Genomic DNA, 18,682 nt, shown 5'->3' on the forward strand with positions numbered 1-18,682 from the left:
CGGCCGAAAATTCGTTCGCCCAACGAGGAACGACGGTTAGCATTCCGGAATGGAATCGAAACTCCCGCCGATACGAAATTCCGCCGACAGCGACGACGCCCGGCCGGCCCGCAGGTCGCCGGTCCGGCTGGCCCGTCTCGGTGCGACCTTCGTGGGTGTGAGCGTCGTGTCCGGCGTGCTGCTGGCGGGCCTGGTGCTGCCGGTCGCCGGGGGCCTCGGGCTGACCGCGAAGAGCACCGCGGAAGGCTTCGACGACATTTCCGACGACTTCAAGACCCCGCCGCTCACCCAGGCCACCCAGGTCTTCGACGCCAAGGGCGGTCTGATCGCCAAGGTCTACGAGCGCGACCGCACCGTCCTGCCCGCCGACCAGATGTCGCCGTACATGCGGCACGCCCAGGTGGACATCGAGGACGCCCGCTTCTACGAGCACGGCGCCGTCGACCTCAAGGGCGTCCTGCGCGCGCTCGGCAAGAACGCGGAGAAGGGCACCGCCGCCGAGGGCGCCTCCACCCTCACCCAGCAGTACGTGAAGAACGTCAACGTGGAGAACGCCGGCGACGACAAGGACGCCGTCAAGGAGGCGCAGCGCAAGACCCTGGGCCGCAAGATCCAGGAACTCAAGATCGCGATCAAGCTGGACGAGGAACTGCCGAAGGACCAGATCCTCACCAACTACCTCAACATCACCTTCTACGGGAACGGCGCCTACGGCGTGGAGGCCGCCTCCCAGCGCTACTTCAGCAAGAGCAACAAGGACCTGACCGTCGCCGAGGCCGCCACCCTCGCCGGGTTGGTGCAGAACCCCTCCCAGTACGACCCGAAGCTGCACCCGGTGGCCGCGCAGAAGCGCCGGGACACCGTGATCGACAAGATGCTGGAGAACAAGCACATCACCGCCGACCAGGCGAAGGAGGCGAAGGCGGCCCCGCTGGGCCTCAAGTACAAGGACCCGCAGAACGGCTGCATCACCGCCAAGGCCGGCATGGGCTTCTTCTGCGACTACGTGCGCCACGTGGTCAAGCAGGATCCGGCCTTCGGCAAGACCGCCGAGGACCGGAAGAAGTTCTGGGACAAGGGCGGCCTGAACATCTACACCACGCTGGACCCGGACAAGCAGGCCGCCGCCCAGAACGCGGTGAGCAGCAACGTGAAGGTCACCGACACCGTCTCCGCTGCCGCCACCATGGTCGAGCCCGGGACGGGCAAGATCGTGGCGATGGCCCAGACCCGACCGTACGGCCTGGCGACCGAGAAGAACCAGACCGTCGTCAACCTCAACGTCGACTTCGCGATGGGCGGCGGCAACGGCTTCCAGCCCGGCTCCACGTTCAAGCCGATCGTCGCGGCCGCGGCCCTGGAGGCGGGCCTGCCGCCGACCCAGGAGTACTCGGCGCCGAACAAGCTCGAGTACCCGACGATGAAGACCTGCGAGGGGACGTGGCGCAACGACGGCCGTCCCAAGACGACGGTGCCCAACGAGTCCGCGAACGAGAAGGGCCCGTACCAGCTCAAGATGGCGATGGCCCTCTCGGTCAACACCTACTTCGTGCAGATGGAGCAGGACATCGGCCTCTGCGCCGTCAAGCAGATGGCCAACAAGTTCGGCATCACCGCCAAGGCCAGCGGCAAGCCGCTGGAGGAGGTCCCGGCGATGGCGCTGGGCGTCGAGGAGATGAGCCCGCTGACCATGGCGAACGTCTACGCGACCTTCGCCGCCCAGGGCACCCACTGCGACCCGGTCGCCATCACCAGGATCACCACCGTGGAGGGCAAGGACGTCCCCGCCCCGCCCGGCCGCTGCGAGAAGGTGTTCTCCGACTCGACGGCCCGGGCGATGAACACCGTCCTGAACGGGGTGACCGAGAACAAGGGCACCGGCGCCGCGCTCAACTTGAAGGACGGCCGGCAGATCGCGGGGAAGACCGGCACCTCGGACCACAAGAAGGCCGCCTGGTTCAACGGCTACACCCCGCAGCTGGCCACCGCGGTCTGGCTGGGCGGCCCGGCCGGCGGCGTCGAGATGCGCGACATCCGCATCAACGGGGACTACTACCCCGAGGTGTTCGGCGCCACCGGCCCCGGCCCGATCTGGCGGGACGCCATGGACCAGGCCCTGCGCGGCACGCCCAAGCAGTCCCTCGCGATGGCCGACATCCCCGACCCGGCCCCGCCGAAGCCCGACCCGAGCAGCTCCGGGACGGGCACGACCCCGCCGTCCGGCGCCGCGTCCGGCTCCCGGACCGGCGCCCCCTCCGACGACGACTGACTACTCACCGCACCCCCGCCCCGGCGGCCCCTCGCACCCCGAGGGGCCGCCGGCCCGTCAGTCCTCGTCGTCCGCGGCGCCCCCGACGACCGCCGCCGGAGCCGCCCCCGCAGCCCCCTGCTCCACCGCGACGTGCGAGTGCGGCCGGGAGCGGCAGACCCGCGGCGCCACGTCCTTCATCCCCAGCAGCCGGAAGTAGTTCTGCCCCAGCGCGATGTCCCGGAACGCCTCGTCGCCCAGCGCCCGGTTGATCCGGCTGGTGACCTCCAACTCCTGCTCGTAGACGGCGTAGTCCTTGTTCCGCGCGGCCACGAAGTCCGTCCCGGTGATCGCCCTGGTGGGGTGGCGGTCGAGGAAGGCCGCGTACTTCTCCCGCACGCCGGGCCGGCTGAAGTAGAGGTCCTCCAGGACGCGCCAGCTCAGGTCCACGGTCAGGTTCGGGTGTTCGTCGAGCATCCGGTCCAGGATGCGGATGTGCTCGTCGGGGTCCAGGTGGGCGAGTTCCTTCGAGAGGCCCATGTGCGCCCAGACGATCTTGTTGTCGGGGTACTGCGCGAGGATCTCCTCCATCAGGTGGAGGTACTCGGTGGGCTGCGCGTCGTTGCCGATGTCCGAGTGGAAGGTGATCGGGATCCCGCGTTCCCGGTACGCGTTCATGAACGGGGCCCACTTGGGGATGTCCTCGCTGGTGGCCGGTTCGGCGAGGTTCGGCAGGATGGCCTGCTTGATCACGTTGACCTCGCCGGCCCACCGGAACATCCCGGGGTACTCGCGGTCGAGCAGGGCGACCCCGGCGGGGACGGTCTCGGGGTGGTGCAGATCCATGAACGTCATGGAGAGGGTGAGGTTCGGGTCCTCGGGCCGGTTCTCCCGCAGGCTCTCCGCGTTGGCGAAGTCATTGCGCATCCCGGGCCGTACGGGGGTGCCGGGACAGTCGAGGTAGTACGTGCAGTCGGAGTCGGAGGGCAGCACCTGCCCGATGCCGAACATGTTGGCGTAGTGGACGCCGCTCTTCTGCAGGTACCCGGTGAGCTCCTCGAAGGGGATCGCCCGCCCGCCGAACGGCCGGAAGTGCAGGTGGCCGTCGACCACCGAGGTGTACGGCTGCTTGGCCCGGTCGTAACAGGACCGGGCGGCCGCCAGGGCGTCCCCCGCTCCGGCCGGCGAGACGACCACCGCCGCCGCGGCCACGCTGACCACGGCGGCGGTGAACCGCCTGCCGGTGCGACGCTTGCTCCTCATGTGCTGCCTCCACGTAGTGATGCGTGATGCCACACAGAAGAGTTAGCGGACGAACCGTCAGAAGCGGCCGTGCGCGCGGGTGTCGAATCCCCCCATCGCTCGAACGGCTCCAGGCCCCGCCTCAACTCCTCCGGTAGTACGCCTCGATCGGCACCCGCGCCTCCGCGAACAGCGCCGGCCCCTCCTGCGCCACCACCGGCCAGGCCCCCGACGCCGGATTGAGCGCGACCAACTGCTCGGTCGTGAGCGCGTACACGACCCGCCCGATCCCCGACCGGACCAGCGCCCCCGCGCACATCCCGCACGGCTGGCAGCTGGTGTACAGGGTGGTGCGGGCGGCCGCCTCCCCGTCCAGCTCCCGGGCCGCCCACCGGGCGAGCTTCAACTCCGGGTGCGCCGTGATGTCGTCGTCCCGCCGGACGGTGTTGTGCGCCTCGGCGAGCACCGTCCCGTCCGGCCCGGCCAGCAGCGAGCCGTACGGGGCGTCGCCCAACTCCACGGCCCGGGCCGCGATTTCGATCGCGCGCCGCAGCAGCGCCTCGTCGGCAGTCGTGATCACGCCGTCCTCCTCCATTCCTCGGCCACGGCCGTCAGGGCGCGCCACGCCGTCTCGGGGTGGCGGGTCTGCTCCGGGTCCGCATGGTACGGGTCCAACACCACGTCCTCCGCGCCGAGTTGGCGCAGTTCCCGCAGGTCGTCGACGACCTGCGCCAGGCTGCCGACCCCGGCGGGCCGGTCCGGGTCGTCGAGCGGCCCGTCGGTCAGCCGCAGTGCGATCCGCGGGGCGAAGCCCGGCAGCTCGTGGCGGGTCACCACCTCCCGCATCCGGGCCATCGGCAGCCGCAGCGGGTGCCAGGCGTCGCCGAACTCGGCGACCCGTCGGATCGCCGCCTCGCTGTGCCCGCCGACCCAGACCGGGGCGGCGGCGCCCTCCCCCTGCTCCGCCCAGGACTCCCGCACCGCCCGCAGGTACTCGTCCGTGAGCCGCCCCCGCGCCCCGAACGGCACCCCGAGCGCCTCGAACTCCTGCCGCGCCCAGCCGACCCCGACGCCGAGCACGAAGCGCCCGCCGCTGAGCCGGTGCAGGCTGGCGGCCATCCGGGCCACCAGCAGCGGGTGCCGGTACGGCATCACCAGGACGGTGGTGCCCAGCCGCATCCGCCCGTCGCTCACCCCCGCCAACCAGGACAGGGTGGCGAAGGGGTCGTAGAAGGGTTCCGGGTAGCGTTCGGCCACGTCCGCCGTCACGGCGACGTGGTCGGACACCATCAGCAGGTCGAACCCGAGCCCCTCCACCACCCGCGCCCAGTCGCGCAGCATGCCGGGGTCGGTCCCCGGCCCGAAGTTCGGTACGTTGACGCCTAGTTGCATGCCATGAGGCTATTCCCGGCCGCATCCGGCAGGGAACCCAATGATCACGGCAGAACTCGCCTCCGGCCGCGAATCCCCCGGTAGAATCGCGAAATGGCCGTGAACCTCGACGAAACCGACTGGGCGATCATCGACCAGCTCCAGCAGGAGGCCCGGATCTCGCTCAGCGAGCTGGGCCGCCGGGTCAACCTCAGCCCGTCCGCCACCACCGAGCGGGTGCGGAACCTGGAGTCGCTGGGCGTGATCACCGGCTACCACGCCACCGTCGACCTCTCCAAGGTCGGCTACCCGGTGCTCGCCGTGGTCCGCCTCAAGTACCCGGGCAACCGCCACCAGCCGCTGCACCACCTGCTCTCGGTGCGCCGCGAGATCCTGGAGTGCCTGCGCACCACCGGCGACGACTGCTACACCCTCAAGGTGGCCGCGACCTCCATGGAACACCTGGAGACCCTGATCGACTCGCTGGCCGGCTTCGGCTCCACCACGACCAGCGTCGTCTACAGCCAGACCCTCCCCCGCCGCGGCCCGGCCCGCCCCTGACCGCACCCGCACGGCCACCGGACCACAGGCGCCGGACCACGGCCACCCGGCCCACCGCGGCGGGCGCTACGCCTCCAGGTCCGCCAGGAAGTCCAGCGCCGCCGCCCAGGCCCGCTCGGCCGCCTCCGCGTCGTAGTCGTCCAGGTCCGGGTCGGTGAACTGGTGCCCGGCGCCCTGGTAGCGGTGCACCTCGACCTCCGCGCCCGCCCGCAGCATCCGCAGGTACCAGGCGTTCAGCCAGTCCTCCGGCTCGAACGGGTCCGGCTCCGCCATGTGCAGCTGGACGGGGACGGAGGTCACCGCGTCCTCGCGCAGGTCCGAGGTGCCGTGCAGGAGCAGCAGCCCGCGCGCCTTCTCGTCCGCCAGCGCCAGGTTCTGCGCGATCGCGCCGCCGAGCGCGATCCCGGCGTACACCAGTCCGCCCTCGGAGAGCGGGGCGGAGGCGGCGACCGCGCGCCGGAGCAGCTCGTCGCCGCCGCCGATCTCCTCCTGGTACGCCTGGGAGGCCTCGTTGTCGTCGAAGGTGCGCCCTTCGAACAGGTCCGGCGTGTGCACGGTGTGCCCGGCGGCGCGCAGCCGGTCGGCGGCGGCCCGTACGGCCGGGCTCAGGCCGTGGGCGGAGTGGAAGAGGACGATCTGGGCCACGGTTCGGGTCCTTCGACGAACGAGTGCAGGGATACCCACCCATGATCCCGCACCCGACGGCGAACCCCCCACCGCAGGCCCGCCGGGCGCGGGGTGACCGACCCGGCCTGACGGTCCGGGAGGCACTCCCGGGGGCACCCGATCCTCGGGAGGAAGCTTTGCAACAACATTCCATCCCGATGGTATGTATGGGCTGTCGCGACGAGGGAGGGCAGTGGCATGGCACAGCAGGAACGGGCGCGCCGCACCAGGGAGAAGGTCCTGACGGCGGCGGCCGAGATCTTCGCCGCCCAGGGCTACGAGAGCACCACGCTGAACACCGTGGCCGACCGCATCGGCATGACCAAGGGCGCGCTCTACGGCCACTTCCCCTCGAAGGCCTCGCTGGCCCGGGCCCTGATCCAGGAGTCCCGGAGCACCTGGGCGAGCCTGCGGACCGAGTACGACACCCCGGGCGCCGACCCCGCCGCGGCCCTCGAAGGCGTCATGGTCGCCCTGGCCGACCGGCTGCGCTCCGACCTTCGGCTGCGTGCCGCGCTCCGGCTCGCCGCGGACTGCCCGGACCTGGCGAACTCCCCCGACGACGTCCTCGCCGAGATGCACGTCTCACTGACCGACCTGGTCCGCCGGGCCCAGCGCGACAGCGGCTTCCCCACCCACTGTGCTTCTGTGGTGGCCGAGTTGCTGCTGACCGTGATCCGCGGACTGCTGAACACCCGTACGGGGGGCGCCGAAGGGGGCGCGCACGACACCCGCGCCCCCGGCGGGGACCCGCTGTGGCGCCTCCTCTTCGACGCCCTGTCCGGCTCCCCGTCCCCCGCCGGCGGCCCCTGCCCCGCCCTCCCCTGACCCCGACGCCCCGCTACGACACCACGTCCTTGCGGGCGAACCCCCGGAACGCCAACGCCAGCAGCACCACCGCGTACGACAGCGACAACGACACCCCCTGCACCATGCCGCCCCACTCCAACTGCGGCTGGAGGGCGTCCGCCCAGGCGTACTGCCAGTGCGCCGGCAGCCACTCCCGCAGGTCGCCCAGGGCCGTGACGGCGTCCAGCACCCCGGTGATGATCGACAGGAACACCGCCCCGCCGACCGCCCCCAGCGGCGCGTCCGTCGCCGTCGACAGCCAGAACGCCAGCGCCGCGATCACCAGCTCGCTCAGGAACACGAACGCCACCGCGATCGCGATCCGGGGCAGCGCCTCCCCGGCCGGCAGGCTGGCCCCGGCGGGCAGCTTGAGGTCCCCCCACCCGTACGCCACCGTGCCCACGACCAGTCCGATCGCGGGCAGCATCACGATCGCGACCGCCGAGAACGCCAGCCCGACCGCGAACTTGCGCACCAGCAGCCGCGCCCGCGGCACCGGCGCCGCCAGCAGGTAGCGCAGCGAGGACCAGCTGGCCTCGGAGGCCACGGTGTCCCCGCAGAACAGCGCGACGGGGATCACCAGCATGAAGCCGGTGCCGACGAACAGCATGGTGACGGCGAAGTTGGCGCCCGAGGCGGTCGCCAGGTCGATGAAGGTGGTCCGGTCGGGGCGCCCGGGGGTGCCGCCGAGCTGGAACGCCGCCAGGATGACGAACGGCATCGCCGCCAGCACCCCGCCGATCACCATCGTGCGGCGCCGCCGCAGCTGCCGCACCGCCTCGACCCGCAGCGGCAGGGTCCGGCTCGCCCGGTACCCCTGCGCGTGGTCCGTCGAGACGGCACCGCCCCCGGACGGGAGCCGATCCCTCGTACCGGCGCTCACGCCGCACCTCCGATCAACGACAGGAACGCGTCCTCCAGGCGCCGCTGCGGTCCGGCGCTCTCCACCGGCACCCCCAGCCGCACCAGCTCCGCCAGCAGCTCGCTCGCCGCGAGTCCGTCCAGCCGGACCAGCAGCCCGCCGTCGACGGCCTCCGCCGAGCCGACCCCGGCCAGCGCGCCGGCCTTCTCGACCACCGACTCCGGGTCGAACCCCGCGGCCACGCCGATCATCAGCAGCTCGCCCGCGCCGACGATCTCGCCGACCGGCCCGGCCGTGACCAGCCGCCCGCGGTCCATCACCACCAGGTCGGTGCAGCTCTGCTCGACCTCGGCCAGCAGGTGGCTGGACACGATGACGGTCCGGCCGGCGGCCGCGTACCGGATCATCACCTCGCGCATCTCGCGGATCTGCGGCGGGTCCAGCCCGTTGGTCGGCTCGTCCAGGATCAGCAGGTCCGGCATCCCGAGCATCGCCTGCGCGATGGCGAGCCGCTGGCGCATGCCCTGGGAGTACGTCCGCACCGCGCGGTCCAGCGCCTCGCCGAGCCCGGCGATGGCCAGCGCCTCGTCGAAGCGGGCGTCGGCCTCCGGGCGCCCGGTGGCCTGCCAGTACAGCCGCAGGTTGGCCCGCCCGGTGAGGTGCGGGAGGAAGCCCGCGCCCTCCACGAAGGCGCCGACCCGCGAGAGCACCGGCGCCCCGGGGCGGATCAGATGCCCGAAGACCCGGATCTCCCCGGCGTCGGGCCGGATCAGTCCCATCAGCATGCGCAGCGTGGTGGTCTTGCCGGCCCCGTTCGGGCCGAGCAGGCCGAGCACCTGGCCACGCTCCACCCGGAAGCCCAACTCCCGTACCGCATAACGGTCCTGGGAACCCTTGTAGCGCTTGCTCAGTCCGCTGATGCGCAGCGGCACCCCGGCCAGCTCCGGATCGAACTCCGGCCCCGACGACCCCGACCGCCCCGACCGCCCCGACGACCCCGACGACCCGCCGGCCACCGTGCGCCGACGCCGCCGCACCAGCGGCAGCAGCACCAGCCCGGCGGCCACCACCACGGCGACCACCGGCAGCATCCAGGTCCGCGCGGGCAGCGGCGCCGCCTCGGTGACCAGCTCCTCGACGGTCGGCGCGGCGAGCGCCCCGGCCACCGCCACCCGGTAGGTGGCCGGCTCGGCCGGCGAGGCGTACGCCAGGTCGGTGGACGCCAGCACCAGCCGCAGCCGGTGCCCGGCCGGGAAGTCGTGGTCCACCGAGGGCAACTGAACGGTCACCGTCCTCCCGCCGTCCGCGTCCGCGCCGGTCACCCGCAGCGGGGCCGCCAACTGTTGCGGCAGCACCGCCTTGCCGTCCGGCCCGACGTCGTACAGCTTGGCGAACAGCACCGCGTCCGGCCGGTCGGCCTTCACCCGCACCGGTACGGTCGGCTGCCCGGTCAGGTGCAGCGACTTCTCCAGCGGCGCGGATTCGAAGGCGGCGTTCTGCCCGGGGAAGTCGAGCGAGAGCCCGGCCCCGAGCGAGGCCGCCTGGCTCAGCGCGCCGATCCCCGGCAGCGTCGAGATCCCCGGCGGCGCCCCGCCGGGCGGATTGGCGACGGGCTTCTCCGTGCCAGTCAGCTCGACGGACCGGGTGCCCGTCCCGCCGAGCCCGGGGTACCGGTCGGCGTCGGCGCCGCGCAGCACGGCCTGGAAGCCGGTCGAGTCGACCCCGCCGGTCCGGGTCACCCGGAACTGCGGCCCGGTGTCGTTGCCGCGCCCCTTCAGGTAGTGGTCGAACCAGGCGGTGACCCGGTCGTCCACCCGGGCGCTGGTGTCCGTCCCGCCGTCGTGCCCGCCCGCGAACCAGTCCACCGAGACGGGCGCGCCGTTGGCCGCGACCGCCCGGGCGATCCGGTCGCCCTGGTCGAGCGGGAACAGCGAGTCCTGCTGGCCCTGCACCACCAGGGTGGGGGCCTTGAGCTGCGCCGCCACCGAGGACGGGCTGGACCTGTCCAGCAGCGCGACGGCCTCCGGATCGGCGTGCCCGGCGGTCGCCACCCGGTCGTACATCTGGCAGAGCGAGTCCAGGAACCGCCCGCAGCCGACCTGCCCGTCCGCCGCCGCATCCGCCGCAGCCCCGCTCCCGGCAGTGGCCCCACTGCGCGGCGCACCGCCCGAGGGCCCGAGGTCCCCGGCCGAGCCGGTGGTGAAGAAGATCCCGGCCCACAGCTTCTTGAACACGCCGTCCGCCGCACCCGAGCCCTGCACCCCCTGGGGGAACAGCGCGTCGGCCAGGTTCCACCAGGTGATCTGGGTGGCCACCGCGTCGATCCGGTGGTCGTAGGCCGAGGCCAGCAGCGAGATCGCCCCGCCGTACGAGGCCCCGGTGATCCCGACCCGGGGGTCGCCGGGCCCGTCCAGCTGCACCTCGGGCCGCTGGGCTAGCCAGTCCACCAGGTGCTTGACGTCCTCGACCTCCCGGTCGGGCGCGTTCAGTCCGATCTTCCCGCCGGAGTGCCCGAAGCCGCGCGCGGACCAGGTCAGCACCGCGTAGCCCTGCCGGGCCAGCTGCTGGGCGCGGTCCCGTTCGCCCTCCTTGGAGCCGCCGAAGCCGTGCGCGAGCAGGACGGCGGGGCGCGGGGAGGTGCCGGTGGTGAAGAAGGAGGTGTCCACCTGGACCTGCTGGGTGCTGCCGGGCGTCTCCGGCATGCTGAGGAAACGATCCTCTTGACGGACCGACTGCTCGCCGCCGGACGCCACCGCCGCCGTGCTCACCCCGGCGACCGCCACCAGGGCCACCGCCCCGGCGAGCAGCTTGCGCCGCACCGACGTTCCCCGTCCGCGCCATCGACGCCATGCCCCACCGAGCTCCATGGGGGCTGATCGTATCCGCCGCCGGGGTAGGCGTCCGATAAAGCCGCCACCCCTTTTCGTCCGGTTCCGCCCGTTGAAGGCCGGTATCGTACGGCTCACCCGCCTCTCCCCCACCGAGAAGGTCCCCGTGCTCTGGCCGCTGATCACCCTGCTCGCCACCGTCGCCGCCACCCTCGCGGTGGGCTGGACCGTCGACCAGGCCCTCCAGCGGATCAGCGCAGGCCATCCGGAGGCCCCGGTCTGGGCACTGCTCCGCCGCTGCCGGATCCCGCTCCAACTCGCCGTCGCCTCAGCGCTGTTGCTCGCCGCCAACCCGCTAAAACGGATCTTCCACCTGACCGAGGACGAGGGCGCCCACCATCTGCTCCTGCTGCTCCTGATGGCCTCCCTCGGCTGGCTCGCCGTCCGCGTGGCGGCCGCCGTCCTGGAGGCGCTGCTCCGCCGGTACGAGTCGGTCTCCGACGACCCGGCCCGGGTGCAGCGGGTGCGCACCCAGGTCGGCATGCTGCGCCGGGTGGTCAGCGCGGTGATCGTCGTGGTCACCCTCGCCGTGATGCTGCTGACCTTCTCCGCGATGCGCACCGTCGGCGCCAGCCTGCTCGCCTCGGCCGGCCTGATCGGCATCGTGGCCGGCATCGCCGCCCAGAGCACCCTGGGCAACTTCTTCGCCGGCCTGCAGATCGCCTTCGGCGACACCGTCCGGATCGGCGACACCGTGGTGGTGGACGGCCAGCAGGGCACCGTCGAGGAGATCACCCTCTCCTACCTGGTGGTCCGGCTCTGGGACTACCGCCGACTGGTCGTCCCGGTCTCCTACTTCGTCAACAAGCCCTTCGAGAACTGGACCCGCCGCGACCCCGGCCTGCTCGCCGCCGTCCTGCTCCACCTCGACCACACCACCCGGGTCGACGAGCTCCGCACCACCCTGCACACCCTGCTGGAACGACACCCCCGCTGGGACGGCGAGGAATGGGCCCTCGACGTCACCGACACCACCCCCAGCACCATCCTCGTCCGCGCCACCATGACCGCCCGCACCCCCGACGACGCCGCCCGACTCCGCTTCGACATCCGCGAACAACTCATCGCCCACCTGCGCGACGAACACCCCCACGCCCTGCCCCGCCTCCGCACCACCCCCGACTGACCCGCGCGCCCGCCCCCACCCGCACGAAAAATCCCCGCGCCCCGAAAGGGGGCGCGGGGATCTGCGCGAACCACCGCCAGGGCACGTCCGTACCGCCGGGCCGCGAAGACGGGCCCTAGATCACCTTCGTCATCGTCCGGTGCGGGATCCCGGCGTCCTCGTACACCGGCCCCTCCGCCGCATACCCCAGCCGCTCGTAGAACCCGAGCGCCTGCACCTGCGCGTGCAGCTCGACCTCGACGGCCCCGCGCTCGCGCCCGGCCGCCTCGATCGCCCGGACGAGGTCCGCCCCGAGCCCCGTCCCCCGGGCCGCCGCCACCACCGCGAGCCGCCCGAGCAGCACCCGGCCCTCGACACCCCCGGTCAGCTCCAGCGCCTCGTCACCGAAGATCAGCCGCCCGGTCCCGAGCCCGGCCCCGTCCGCACCCACGGCCAGCACGTGCACCGAGGTCGCGTCGTACGCGTCGTACTCCAGCTCCTCCGGCACGTTCTGCTCGACCACGAACACCTCGCGCCGGATCGCCCGGACCAGCTCCAGGTCCGCCTCGCCCTCGGCGACCCGGACCCGCACCGAGACGGTCATGTCAGCTCTCCGCCGCGATGATGTCCAGCGCCTTCTGCAGGTCGGCCGGGTACTCGCTGCTGAACTCGACCCACTGCCCGTCCGACGGGTGCTCGAAGCCGAGCGAGACGGCGTGCAGCCACTGCCGGGTCAGCCCCAGCCGCTTGGCCAGCGTCGGGTCGGCGCCGTACGTCAGGTCGCCGACGCAGGGGTGGCGCAGCGCCGACATGTGGACGCGGATCTGGTGGGTGCGGCCGGTCTCCAGCTTGATCGCCATCAGGGAGGCCGCCCGGTACGCCTCGATCAGGTCGTAGTGGGTGACGGACGGCTTGCCGTCGCGCGTCACCGCCCACTTCCAGTCCGAGCTGGGGTGGCGCCCGATCGGCGCGTCGACGGTGCCGCTCAGCGGGTCCGGGTGGCCCTGGACCAGCGTGTGGTAGCGCTTGTCGGTGATCCGGTCGTGGAACTGCCGCTTGAGGTCGGTGTAGGCCCGCTCGGACTTGGCGACGACCATCAGGCCCGAGGTGCCGACGTCCAGCCGGTGCACGACGCCCTGGCGCTCGGCGGCGCCGGAGGTGGAGATCCGGTAGCCGGCCGCGGCGAGTCCGCCGATGACGGTGGGGCCGGTCCAGCCGGGGCTCGGGTGCGCGGCGACGCCGACCGGCTTGTCGATCAGCACGATGTCGTCGTCGTCGTGGACGATCCGCATGCCCTCGACCGCCTCGGCCACGATCTGCACCGGGGCGGCGGGGGCGGGGATCTCGACCTCCAGCCAGGAACCGGCGGTCACCCGGTCCGACTTGCCGGCCACGGCGCCGTCGAGCGTCACCTTGCCGTCGGCGGCCAGTTCGGCGGCCTTGGTCCGGGAGAAGCCGAACATCCGGGCGAGGGCGGCGTCGAGGCGCTCGCCCTCCAGGCCGTCGGGAACGGGGAGGCTGCGGATCTGCGCTGCGGTACTCACCCGTACGAGTATGCCGGAAACCCGCCGCGCCCCTTCCCCCTCGCTGCTCCGGCCGGCGGCCGGAGGGCTACTTCCCGCTCTTCTCCGGCTGCTGGTGGACGGTCCCGTCCGGGTTGCTGCCGCGGAAGGAGAGCAGCACCACGAGGATGCCGCCGCAGACGATCGCCGAGTCGGCGAGGTTGAAGACCGCGAAGTGCTGGACCGAGATGAAGTCCACGACGTGGCCGCGGAAGACGCCCGGCGCGCGGAACAGCCGGTCGGTGAGGTTGCCGAGGGCGCCGCCGAGCAGCATCCCGAGCGCGATCGCCCACGGGAGGCTGTACAGCCGGCGGGCGATCCGCCAGATCACCACGATGACGGCGGAGGCGATCATGGTGAAGACCACGGTCAGCGCCTGGCCCATGCCGAAGGCGGCACCGGAGTTGCGGATCACCTGGAGGGTGACGACGTCGCCGATCACCTTGATCCCCGCGTGGTTCTCCAGCTTGGCGACGACCAGCAGCTTGCTGGCCAGGTCGATCAGGAAGGCCAGGACGGCGACGACCAGCAGCACCCCGACCCGGCGCGGGCCCTTGGGCTTCTCCACCGCCGTGGCACCGGCGGCGACCGCCCCGTCAGCCGCGGGGCCCGACTCGCCGCCCGCGGGAGCCGCCCCGCCGTCCGCGGGCCCGGTGGACTCGGCCACGGCCACCTCCACGCCATCGGCGGGGTTCGGGACGGCGTCGTCCCGGGTCTGGGGGGAACCTTGCGTACTGATGATCCGCTCCGCTGCCGATGTGAGCCGATGAGGGCCTGAACGCGTCCGTACCGACGGGTCAGGCGAGGTTACGGGGTCGAGCGTACGGCAAGCCCGACCCCCCGCGTCGCCCCGGTCGCCCGGCCCGCCGGTCCGGTCGGCGGGCTTCCTCAGCGGCGTTCCTGCTTGGCCTTGCACTGCACGCAGAGCGTCGCCCGGGGGAAGGCCTGCATCCGGGCCTTGCCGATGGCCTGCCCGCAGGACTCGCAGGTGCCGAAACCGACGCCCTCCAGCCGCTCCAGCGCGCGCTCGGTCTGGGCGAGGCTGTCCCGCGCGTTGTTGGCGAGCGCCAGCTCGCTCTCCCGCGAGATGTTCTTCGTACCGGCGTCCACCTGGTCGTCGCCGGCTCCGTCGTTGGAGTCGCGCATCAGCCCGGAGATCGCCGCCTCGGCGGCGTCGATCTCGCCGCGCAGCCGCTCCAGGTCGCTGATCAGCTCGTCGTGCAGCTCGTGGACCTCCTCGGAGGTCCACGGGTCCTCGCCGGGCCGGACGGGCAGCGTGGCCGGGTCGACCGACTCCGCGCCGCGCGGCACGGTGACGGTGTCGGTGCTGGTGTTCTGAGGTGCGGTAGTGGTCACGGTCCCCTCCCCTGGATCGGCCGCCACGGCCTTGCGTGCCCGCTTGGTGGCGGTACCCGCGCCGGTTGCCTTCTCAGCCATGGCTTCGACCCCATCTACGAACGAACCGAGCCGCCGGTTCCCGGCGGCCTCCAGTGCCGGAACGATAATCCCGATCAAAACCGGTCACAACATGACATACCGGCGCCTCAGGATGATCCCACCCAGGCAGCCGCCCCAGCCGCCACGCCCCGCGCGCTGACAGACTTGTGCCCACCCCGCCCCCGCCTAACCGCCCCCGCCGACCGGCCCGGACGGGCCCCCGGAACCCACTCCCCCGAATCCCTTTGGACAAACCGTCTCGCCCGGCCGATACACTGGCCCTGCAAGGCGCAGATGGGACGAGTACCGACGTACGCAGCCACCAGCGACCCGGGGACGGTGCGAGCCCGGGGGTGTGCACGGCGGGAAGATCACCCCGGAGCCGCCGGAAGAACGGCCGCCACCACGGCGGCCCACTAGACCCGGCAGCAACCCAAACAAGAGGGCCGCACCGCACCACCGCGGCCAAGGAGGGTGGTACCGCGGGTCGGCGAAGGCCGCCTCGTCCCTCCGGAGGATTCAGTCCCAGCATCCGCCGGAGGTAGACACCCGCGATGAACACCTACAACCCCGTCCCCGCCCAGGTCGATCTCCCCGCCCTCGAGCACCGGATCCTCTCGTTCTGGCAGGACAACAAGGTCTTCCAGCGCAGCCTGGAGCAGTCCGAGGGCCGCCCCGAGTGGGTGTTCTACGAGGGTCCGCCGACCGCCAACGGCATGCCCGGGGCCCACCACATCGAGGCCCGCGTCTTCAAGGACGTCTTCCCCCGGTACCGGACCATGAAGGGCTACCACGTCGCCCGCAAGGCCGGCTGGGACTGCCACGGCCTCCCGGTCGAGCTGGCCGTCGAGAAGGAGCTCGGCTTCTCCGGCAAGCAGGACATCGAGGCCTACGGCATCGCCGAGTTCAACGCCAAGTGCCGCGACTCGGTGACCCGCCACACCGACGCCTTCGCCGAGCTGACCACCCGCATGGGGTACTGGGTCGACCTCGACGAGGCCTACCGGACGATGGACCCCTCCTACGTCCAGTCCGTCTGGTGGTCGCTCCAGCAGATCTTCGACAAGGGCCTGCTGGTCCAGGACCACCGGGTCGCCCCCTGGTGCCCGCGCTGCGGCACCGGCCTGTCCGACCACGAGCTGGCCCAGGGCTACGAGACCGTGGTCGACCCCTCGGTGTTCGTCCGCTTCCCGCTGACCAGCGGCCCGCTGGCCGGCCGGGCCGCCCTGCTGGTCTGGACCACCACCCCGTGGACCCTGGTCTCCAACACCGCCGCCGCCGTCCACCCGGAGGTCACCTACGTGGTGGCCACCGACGGCACCGAGCAGCTGGTCGTCGCCGAGCCGCTGCTCGCCAAGGCCCTCGGCGAGGGCTGGGAGGCCACCGGCGAGTCCTTCACCGGTGCCGAGATGGAGCGCTGGGCCTACCGCCGCCCCTTCGACCTGGTCGAGATCGAGGACGCCCACTACGTCCTCAACGCCGACTACGTCACCACCGAGGACGGCACCGGCATCGTCCACCAGTCCCCCGCCTTCGGCGCGGACGACCTCGCGACCTGCCGCAAGTACGGCCTGCCGGTGGTCAACCCGGTGCTGGCCGACGGCACCTTCTCCCCCGAGGTCCCGCTGGTCGGCGGCCAGTTCTTCAAGAAGGCCGACGAGGCCCTGGTCGCGGACCTCAAGGAGCGCGGCCTGCTCTTCCGCCACCTGCCGTACGAGCACAGCTACCCGCACTGCTGGCGCTGCCACACCGCACTGCTCTACTACGCGCAGCCGTCCTGGTACATCCGGACCACCGCCGTCAAGGACGCGCTGATCCGCGAGAACGAGGCCACCAACTGGTTCCCGGAGACGGTCAAGCACGGCCGCTTCGGCGACTGGCTGAACAACAACATCGACTGGGCGCTCAGCCGCAACCGCTACTGGGGCACCCCGCTGCCGATCTGGCGCTGCGAGGAGAACCACCTCACCTGCGTCGGCTCGCTGGCCGAACTGTCCGAGCTCACCGGCACCGACCAGAGCGGCCTCGACCCGCACCGCCCGTACATCGACGCGGTCACCTTCGCCTGCCGCGACTGCGGCGGCACCGCCACCCGCGTGCCCGAGGTCATCGACGCCTGGTACGACTCGGGCTCGATGCCCTTCGCCCAGTACGGCTACCCGTACCAGAACAAGGAGCTGTTCGAGAAGCGCTACCCGGCGCAGTTCATCTCCGAGGCGATCGACCAGACCCGCGGCTGGTTCTACACGCTGATGGCCGTCGGCACCCTGGTGTTCGACAAGAACAGCTACGAGAACGTCGTCTGCCTGGGCCACATCCTGGCCGAGGACGGCCGCAAGATGTCCAAGCACCTGGGCAACATCCTGCAGCCGATCCCGCTGATGGACCAGCACGGCGCCGACGCCGTCCGCTGGTTCATGGCGGCCGGCGGCTCGCCCTGGTCGGCCCGCCGGGTCGGCCACGGCACCATCCAGGAGGTGGTCCGCAAGACCCTCCTCACCTACTGGAACACCGTCGCCTTCCAGGCCCTGTACGCCCGCACCTCGAACTGGGCGCCCTCCGCGGCCGACCCGGCCCCGGCCGACCGCCCGCAGCTGGACCGCTGGGTGCTCTCCGAGCTGAACACCCTGGTCCGCGAGGTCGACGCGGCCTTCGAGGCCTACGACACCCAGCGCGCCGGCAAGCTGCTCTCCGGCTTCGTCGACGACCTCTCCAACTGGTACGTCCGCCGCGGCCGCCGCCGCTTCTGGCAGGGCGACGCCGCCGCGCTCGCCACCCTGCACGAGGCGCTGGAGACCGTCACCCGCCTGATGGCCCCGCTCACCCCGTTCATCACCGAGCAGGTCTGGCAGGACCTCGTCGTCCCCACCGACCCCCAGGCCCCGGCCTCCGTCCACCTGGCCACCTGGCCCGAGGCCGACGAGACCCTGATCGACGCCGACCTCTCCCGCCACATGGCCCTGGTCCGCCGCCTGGTCGAACTCGGCCGGGCCACCCGCGCCGAGTCCGGCGTGAAGACCCGTCAGCCGCTCTCCCGCGCGCTGATCGCCGCCCAGGGCTGGGAGGAGCTGCCCGCCGACCTGCGCGCGCAGATCGCCGAGGAGCTCAACGTCGCCACCCTCGAATCCCTCGCCGAGGTCGGCGGCTCGCTCGTCGACACCACCGCCAAGGCCAACTTCCGCGCCCTCGGCAAGCGTTTCGGCAAGGGCGTGCAGGACGTCGCCAAGGCGGTCGCCGCCACCGACGCCGCCCGCCTCGCCGCCGAACTGCGCGCCACCGGCGAAACCCGCGTCGACCTGAACGGTGAACCGATCACCCTCTCCCCCGACGAGGTCATCATCACCGAAACCCCCCGCGAGGGCTGGGCCGTCGCCAACGAGTCCGGCGCCACCGTCGCCCTCGACCTGGCCATCACCCCCGAACTCAAGCGCCTCGGCATCGCCCGCGACGCCATCCGCCAGATCCAGGAGGCCCGCAAGAACTCCGGCCTGGACGTCGCCGACCGCATCGTCCTCCGCTGGCGCGCCACCTCCGAGGAGACCGCCGAGGCCATCGCCGAACACGGCCCCCTCGTCGCCGACGAGGTCCTCGCCACCGACTTCGCCGCCGGCGCAGCCGACTGGACCTCCGACACCTTCACCGACGACTCCCTCGGCCTCGCCTTCCAACTCCGCAAGGCCTGACCACCCCCACCGAAGCCGCCGCACCCCACCCGGAGTGCGGCGGCTTCGCCATACCCCCACCCCCCACCAACCCACCTCCCCACCCACCTCCCCACTCACCTCCCCACCCACCTCCCCCCACCACCCGACCAAGGCGAGAGGGACGCGCTGCGGGAGGGGGCGGTGGAGGGGGTGGGTGCGGAGAGCGGCGTAACGGGTGATTTTCAGA

At 72.2% G+C, this 18,682-nt stretch carries 15 protein-coding genes; 5 read left to right on the plus strand and 10 right to left on the minus strand.

From position 1 onward, the window contains the following. Window positions 1-49: 49 nt before the first annotated feature. Window positions 50-2,269 (plus strand): transglycosylase domain-containing protein, encoded by a 2,220-nt coding sequence (locus ACFV8H_RS33840; RefSeq protein WP_380407547.1) that lies wholly within the window; start codon window positions 50-52, stop codon window positions 2,267-2,269. A gap of 57 nt (window positions 2,270-2,326) precedes the next feature. Here the strand turns inward: ACFV8H_RS33840 and ACFV8H_RS33845 are convergent, their stop codons facing one another. From ACFV8H_RS33845 to ACFV8H_RS33855, 3 genes are all read right to left on the minus strand, one after another. After that, window positions 2,327-3,511, minus strand: a complete 1,185-nt coding sequence (locus ACFV8H_RS33845; RefSeq protein WP_380407549.1) for an amidohydrolase family protein — start codon at window positions 3,509-3,511, stop codon at window positions 2,327-2,329. Between the two features lie 121 nt (window positions 3,512-3,632). Then, entirely contained in the window at window positions 3,633-4,070 is a 438-nt protein-coding gene (locus tag ACFV8H_RS33850; protein WP_380407551.1) for a nucleoside deaminase, read from the minus strand. Further along, window positions 4,067-4,882 (minus strand): LLM class flavin-dependent oxidoreductase, encoded by an 816-nt coding sequence (locus ACFV8H_RS33855; protein WP_380407553.1) that lies wholly within the window; start codon window positions 4,880-4,882, stop codon window positions 4,067-4,069. The genes ACFV8H_RS33850 and ACFV8H_RS33855 overlap by 4 nt, the downstream gene beginning before the upstream one ends. A gap of 93 nt (window positions 4,883-4,975) precedes the next feature. On the opposite strand from ACFV8H_RS33855, the gene ACFV8H_RS33860 reads away from it, so the two are divergent. Beyond that, the gene (locus ACFV8H_RS33860) at window positions 4,976-5,422 is read left to right on the plus strand and encodes an Lrp/AsnC family transcriptional regulator (protein WP_375896175.1); all 447 of its coding nucleotides are present in this window, start codon (window positions 4,976-4,978) and stop codon (window positions 5,420-5,422) included. Between the two features lie 66 nt (window positions 5,423-5,488). On the opposite strand, the gene ACFV8H_RS33865 is transcribed toward ACFV8H_RS33860, so the two are convergent. Next, a complete protein-coding gene (locus tag ACFV8H_RS33865; protein ID WP_380407556.1) occupies window positions 5,489-6,067 on the minus strand; it encodes a dienelactone hydrolase family protein in 579 nt (192 codons plus the stop codon). 219 nt (window positions 6,068-6,286) lie between these two features. On the opposite strand from ACFV8H_RS33865, the gene ACFV8H_RS33870 reads away from it, so the two are divergent. Continuing rightward, the gene (locus tag ACFV8H_RS33870) at window positions 6,287-6,916 is read left to right on the plus strand and encodes a TetR family transcriptional regulator (protein ID WP_380407558.1); all 630 of its coding nucleotides are present in this window, start codon (window positions 6,287-6,289) and stop codon (window positions 6,914-6,916) included. 13 nt (window positions 6,917-6,929) lie between these two features. Here the strand turns inward: ACFV8H_RS33870 and ACFV8H_RS33875 are convergent, their stop codons facing one another. Then, the gene (locus ACFV8H_RS33875; protein WP_380407560.1) at window positions 6,930-7,820 is read right to left on the minus strand and encodes an ABC transporter permease; all 891 of its coding nucleotides are present in this window, start codon (window positions 7,818-7,820) and stop codon (window positions 6,930-6,932) included. Further along, complete coding sequence (locus ACFV8H_RS33880) at window positions 7,817-10,666, minus strand: alpha/beta fold hydrolase (RefSeq protein ID WP_380407562.1); 2,850 nt, start codon at window positions 10,664-10,666, stop codon at window positions 7,817-7,819. The genes ACFV8H_RS33875 and ACFV8H_RS33880 overlap by 4 nt, the downstream gene beginning before the upstream one ends. A 73-nt stretch (window positions 10,667-10,739) precedes the next feature. Between ACFV8H_RS33880 and ACFV8H_RS33885 the strand changes: the two genes are divergently transcribed. After that, a complete protein-coding gene (locus ACFV8H_RS33885) occupies window positions 10,740-11,813 on the plus strand; it encodes a mechanosensitive ion channel family protein (RefSeq protein WP_380407564.1) in 1,074 nt (357 codons plus the stop codon). 115 nt (window positions 11,814-11,928) lie between these two features. Here ACFV8H_RS33885 and ACFV8H_RS33890 read toward each other — a convergent pair whose 3' ends face one another. The 4 genes from ACFV8H_RS33890 to ACFV8H_RS33905 all read right to left on the minus strand — a co-directional run bounded on the left by ACFV8H_RS33890 (window position 11,929) and on the right by ACFV8H_RS33905 (window position 14,710). Further along, a complete protein-coding gene (locus ACFV8H_RS33890; protein WP_380407565.1) occupies window positions 11,929-12,396 on the minus strand; it encodes a GNAT family N-acetyltransferase in 468 nt (155 codons plus the stop codon). 1 nt (window position 12,397) lies between these two features. Further along, complete coding sequence (locus ACFV8H_RS33895; RefSeq protein WP_380407567.1) at window positions 12,398-13,336, minus strand: RluA family pseudouridine synthase; 939 nt, start codon at window positions 13,334-13,336, stop codon at window positions 12,398-12,400. Between the two features lie 67 nt (window positions 13,337-13,403). Next, window positions 13,404-14,096, minus strand: coding sequence for a signal peptidase II (lspA, locus tag ACFV8H_RS33900; protein ID WP_380407575.1), 693 nt, complete (start codon window positions 14,094-14,096; stop codon window positions 13,404-13,406). Between the two features lie 146 nt (window positions 14,097-14,242). Next, window positions 14,243-14,710, minus strand: a complete 468-nt coding sequence (locus ACFV8H_RS33905) for a TraR/DksA family transcriptional regulator (protein ID WP_380407569.1) — start codon at window positions 14,708-14,710, stop codon at window positions 14,243-14,245. Window positions 14,711-15,345: 635 nt separating this feature from the next. Between ACFV8H_RS33905 and ileS the strand changes: the two genes are divergently transcribed. Continuing rightward, on the plus strand, window positions 15,346-18,474 hold the full coding sequence (gene ileS, locus ACFV8H_RS33910; protein ID WP_380407571.1) for an isoleucine--tRNA ligase: 3,129 nt from the start codon (window positions 15,346-15,348) through the stop codon (window positions 18,472-18,474). The last annotated feature ends 208 nt before the right edge of the window (window positions 18,475-18,682 follow it).

It is taken from the genome of Kitasatospora sp. NPDC059827, assembly GCF_042731675.1.
Classification (GTDB): Bacteria; Actinomycetota; Actinomycetes; order Streptomycetales; family Streptomycetaceae; genus Kitasatospora.